Origin of the sequence: Streptomyces sp. YIM 98790, assembly GCF_011421595.1 — a bacterium.
Classification (GTDB): Bacteria; Actinomycetota; Actinomycetes; order Streptomycetales; family Streptomycetaceae; genus Streptomyces.
In genome coordinates this window covers 1-4,605 of sequence record NZ_WTLH01000298.1, presented here as the reverse complement: position 1 = coordinate 4,605, position 4,605 = coordinate 1, and the positions used below count along the sequence as shown (strand labels likewise).

Here is a 4,605-nt window from a genome sequence, read left to right as displayed (position 1 = left end):
GGGGCGACGGTGACGAAGGCGGAGGCGGCGGAGGCGGCGACGGCGGCCCCGCCCCCGATCCGGGCGGCCCGCGCCGCGCGGCGTCCGGGGCGCCGCACCGCACCGCAGACGGCGCGCCGCAGGGCGCGGACGACGAAAAGGCTCCGGGTGACGAACGGAAGGGCCGAGGATGATCCCCCGCACCACCAATGAACTGGGCTGGATGCTGGACGACGTGCTCAAGGTGCCGGAGGCCCGGCACGCCATCCTGCTCTCCGCGGACGGCCTGCTGCGCGCCCACTCCGCCCACATCTCCGTCGACGACGCCGAACGGCTGGCCGCCGGCCTGTCCGGACTGCAGTCCATCAGCCGCACCACCGCCGAGTTCTGCGGCAGCCCCGACGCGCCCTGGCGGCAGACCCTGGTGGAGTTCGCGCACGGCTTCGTCTTCCTGGTCGCCGCGGGGGAGGGCGCCTACCTGGCAGTCTCCACCACCGAGCAGGTGGACATGGAGGCCGTCACCTACCGCATGCACAAGCTGGTCGACCGGCTGGGGCGGGAACTCACCAGCCCCGCACGGCAGGACCCTGGTTCCGAGGCATGACCTCCTCCCGGCGCCGCAGAGCGGGACTGGTCCGGCCCTATGTGGTCACCGACGGCCGCGCCTACCCCTCCCGCAACACCCTGGACCTGGTCACCCTGCTGGTGGCGGTGAACGGCGAACCGCTCACCGGACTCAGCCCGGAGAAGCGCCGGCTGGTCGAGCTGTGCCGACCGGGGTCGCTGTCCGTCGCCGAGGTCGCCGTGCACCTGGAACTCCCGGCCAGCGTCACCAAGGTGCTGGTCGCCGATCTGATGGACAGCGGCCACATCGTCACCCGAACCCCGATACCCACCGCCCGTCCGTCCGACGGCCGGGTCCTCCAGGAGGTGCTTGATGGACTTCGCGCGCTCCTCTGACACAGCCCAGGTCACGGTGCGTCCGTCCGCCCCCGGCGGCAGCGGCATGACGGACGCCGGGGTGTATCTGCGGCGCAGCGTGCAGATGGCGGTGAAGCTCCTGGTCGTGGGGCACTTCGCGGTCGGCAAGACCACTTTCGTCGGCTCCATGTCGGAAATCCCCCCGCTGCGCACCGAGGAGATCATGACCCAGGCCGGCGCCCTGGTGGACGACCTGGCCGGGGCCCGGGACAAGAAGANTGGACGACCTGGCCGGGGCCCGGGACAAGAAGACCACCACCGTGGCCATGGACTTCGGCCGGCTGACCCTCAACGACCGCCTGGTGCTGTACCTGTTCGGCGCGCCGGGCCAGCAGCGTTTCACCGAGCTGTGGCGGGACATGACGCGCGGCGCGCTGGGCGCCCTGGTGCTCGCCGACACCCGCCGGCTCACGCAGTCCTTCGACGTCATCGGCCTGCTGGAGGAACACGGGCTGCCCTACGCGGTGGCCATCAACCAGTTCGACGACGCGCCCGAACACGACCTCGGCGAACTGCGCGAGGCCCTTGATCTGCTGCCCGAGACCCCGCTGGTGCGGTGCGACGCCCGCGACCGCAGGTCGTCGGCCCGCGCGCTGATCGCGCTCGTGGAGTACCTGATGGAGAACCCGCGCTGGGAACCCCACCCGCTGGAGTACATGTGACCGCGCCGGCCGCCGGGGGGCCCGCCCCCGAGCCGCTGTACACCGAGGAGTTCGCCGCCGATCCCGGCGCCGTCTACGCCCGGCTGCGCAAGCACGGACCGGCCGCCCCGGTGGAACTCGCCCCCGGGGTGCGCGCCACCATGGTCACCGGCTACGCCGAGGCCCTGTACGTGCTGCGCAGCCCCGAACTCTTCGTCAAGGACTCGCGCCGCTGGCCGGAACTGCGGGACGGCACCGTCCCGCCCGCCGGGCCGGTCGCGCTGACCCTCGCGCACAAGCCGCACTGCTATCTCTCGGACGGCCAGGAGCACCTCCGGCTGCGGCAGACCATCTCCGACGCGCTGGACGGGGTGGATTCCGCCACGCTGCGCTCCGTGGTGGAGGAGGTCGCGGGCGGCCTGGCGGACGCGCTGCGGCGGCAGGCATGGGACGGCCCCGCGGGGGGACCCGGGGACGGCCACGGCGGCCGGGCGGACCTGCTGGCGGACTACGCCGTACCGCTGTGCGCGCTGGTCTTCAACCGGATCTCCGGCTGCCCGCCCGCGCACGCCGAGCGGCTCCAGGAGGCCGCCACCACCCTGGCGGTCGCCTACCGCAGCGGTGACCCGGCGGCCGCCCGGGACGCCTGGCAGGACCTGCTGGCCGCCACCCGCGAGCTCGTCGCCCACAAGCGCCGGCACCCCGGGGACGACCTGCTGAGCCGGATGGCGGACCACCCGGCGGGCCTGACCGACAGCGAACTCGCCCACCAGTACCTGCTGGTGGCCTCCTTCGCCGTGCCGCCGCAGCACAACCTGATCGTCGCCGTGCTGCGTCTGCTGCTCGCCGGGGACGGCTTCGGCGGCGATCTGTCCGGCGGCAGCCTGCCGGTGGAGGACGCCATCGACGAGGTGCTGTGGACCCACCCGCCGCTGGCGAACCGCGGGGTGTACTTCCCGGTGCGGGACACCCTGCTCGGCGACACCGTGCTGCCCGCCTGGCGTCCGGTGGTGGTCAGCTTCGCCGCGGCCAACGCCGATCTGGCCCCGGACCCGGAGCGGCGCCGGGGCAGCCGGGCCCACCTGGCCTGGGGCGCCGGACCGCACACCTGCCCGGCCCGCGGCCACGCCCGGCTGATTGCCACCGTCGCCGTCGAGACGCTGCTGGACCGGCTGCCCGACCTCCGGCCGGCCGTCCCGGCGGAGGAACTGCGCTGGCTGCCGGGGCCGTTCTTCCGCGCCCTCCAGGCACTGCCGGTCACCGGCATACCCCCGGCGCCCGCGCCCACCGCCGCCCCGTCCCCGGGTCCGGGCCCGCACCCGGGGCCGGACCCGGGGACGGCCGGGCCGCCCGGTCCCGGCGGCACCGCCGCGGAGGCCGCGGCCGATCCCGTCGGGACACGGGCCGCCGCCGCCCGGCGCCCCTCCGCCCTGGCCCGGATGCAGGCCGCGTTCGCCCAGTGGTGGCGGGGCGAGTGACCTGACGATCCCGGCCCGGCCCCGCACCGGCACAGCCCGGCTCCGCCCAAGCCCCGCGGTCCGGCCCCCGCCCGGCCCGCGGCCAGCACCCCGCCCCGAATCCGTCCCGCGCTCCAGGAGGGCAAGTGACGTCTCAGCCCGCCGCGTCCGATGCCTTGACCGCCGACACCGCCCCGTCCGCCCCGTCCGCCCCGTCCGCCCCGGTCCCCGAGGCGGCCGACGGCACCCCGTCCCCGCCTCCCGGCTGTCCCGCCCACCGCCCGGAGGCCGAGCCGCTGCACGGCTCCGCGCTCGCCGGTGACGCCCGGGCCGTCTACGCCCGGCTGCGCCGGGCCGGGCCCGCCGCCCCCGTGGAACTCGCCCCCGGCGTCCGCGCCATGCTGGTCACCGGCTACGAGACAGCGCTGCGGGTGCTGCGCAGCCCCGAGCTGTTCTCCAAGGACCCGCGCCGCTGGCGCGATCTGGCCGAGGGCCGGGTCCCCCAGGACAGCCCGGTGCTGCCGATGATGATCCACCGCCCGAACGCCCTGTGGAGCGACGGCGCCGAGCACCGGCGGCTGCGCCAGGCCATCACCGATGCGCTGGACCGGTTGGAGCCCGCCGAGGTGCGCGCCTTCACCGAGGAGAGCGCCGACACCCTGATCGACCGCTTCGCCCCGGACGGCGAGGCCGACCTGCGGAACCAGTACGCCAAGGTGCTGCCGCTGCTGGTGTTCAACCGGCTGTTCGGCTGCCCGGCCGGCCACGGCGACCTCCTCGTGGAGGGCATGTCCGGCATCTTCGACGGCCGCGACGCCGAACGCTGCAACGACCTCCTCACCCGCACGGCCGCCGACCTGGTGGGGCTCAAGCGCCGGGAGCCCGGCCCGGACGTGGTCTCCTGGCTCATCGACCACCCGGCCGGACTGACCGACGAGGAACTCGTGCACCAGCTCGTCCTGCTGCTGGGCGCGGGCACCGAGCCGGAGCAGAACCTGATCGTCAATGCGCTGCGGCTGCTGCTGGCCGACGAGCGGTTCGCCACCAGTCTGACCGGCGGCCGGCTGGCGGTGGAGGACGCGCTGGACGAGGTGCTGTGGAAGGACCCGCCCATGGACAACTACGCGATCCACTACCCGGTGCGGGACGTGGAGCTGGACGGGGTCCTGCTGCCCGAGGGCATGCCGGTCGTGGTGAGCTTCGCCGCCGCCAACACCGACCCGGCCCACGCGGTCGAGCAGCGGGCCGGGAACCGGGCGCATCTGGCGTGGAGCGCCGGGCCGCACGCCTGTCCGGCGCAGCGGCAAGCCCGGCTGATCGCCACGGTGGCGGTGGAACGGCTGCTGGACCGGCTGCCGGATCTCGAACTCGCCGTGCCGGACGGCGCACTGGCCCGGCGCCCGGGGCCGTTCCACCGGGCGCTGGCCGCCCTGCCGGTGCGCTTCCCCCCGGCCGAGGCCCCGCACCGGCCGGCCCCGGCCCCGGCCCCGGCACCGGAGCGCGGGCCGGGACTGGAGCCGGAGCCGGAATCCGCCCCGGGCCCCGAA

At 75.4% G+C, this 4,605-nt stretch carries 4 protein-coding genes and 1 pseudogene; all 5 read left to right on the top strand.

Annotated elements, in window-relative coordinates; translation table 11 throughout:
* Positions 1-169 precede the first annotated feature (169 nt).
* Entirely contained in the window at positions 170-583 is a 414-nt protein-coding gene (locus GQS09_RS27015) for a roadblock/LC7 domain-containing protein (protein ID WP_165990154.1), read from the top strand.
* A complete protein-coding gene (locus GQS09_RS27010; RefSeq protein ID WP_165990153.1) occupies positions 580-939 on the top strand; it encodes a DUF742 domain-containing protein in 360 nt (119 codons plus the stop codon). The genes GQS09_RS27015 and GQS09_RS27010 overlap by 4 nt, the downstream gene beginning before the upstream one ends.
* A 46-nt stretch (positions 940-985) precedes the next feature.
* Positions 986-1,622, top strand: a pseudogene (locus GQS09_RS27005) (GTP-binding protein).
* The gene (locus tag GQS09_RS27000) at positions 1,619-3,079 is read left to right on the top strand and encodes a cytochrome P450 (RefSeq protein WP_165990152.1); all 1,461 of its coding nucleotides are present in this window, start codon (positions 1,619-1,621) and stop codon (positions 3,077-3,079) included. Before GQS09_RS27005 ends, GQS09_RS27000 begins: the two are co-directional and overlap by 4 nt.
* Positions 3,080-3,456: 377 nt before the next feature.
* Positions 3,457-4,605: cytochrome P450 (locus GQS09_RS26995; protein WP_313896362.1), on the top strand; the 1,149-nt coding region annotated here is incomplete at its 3' end.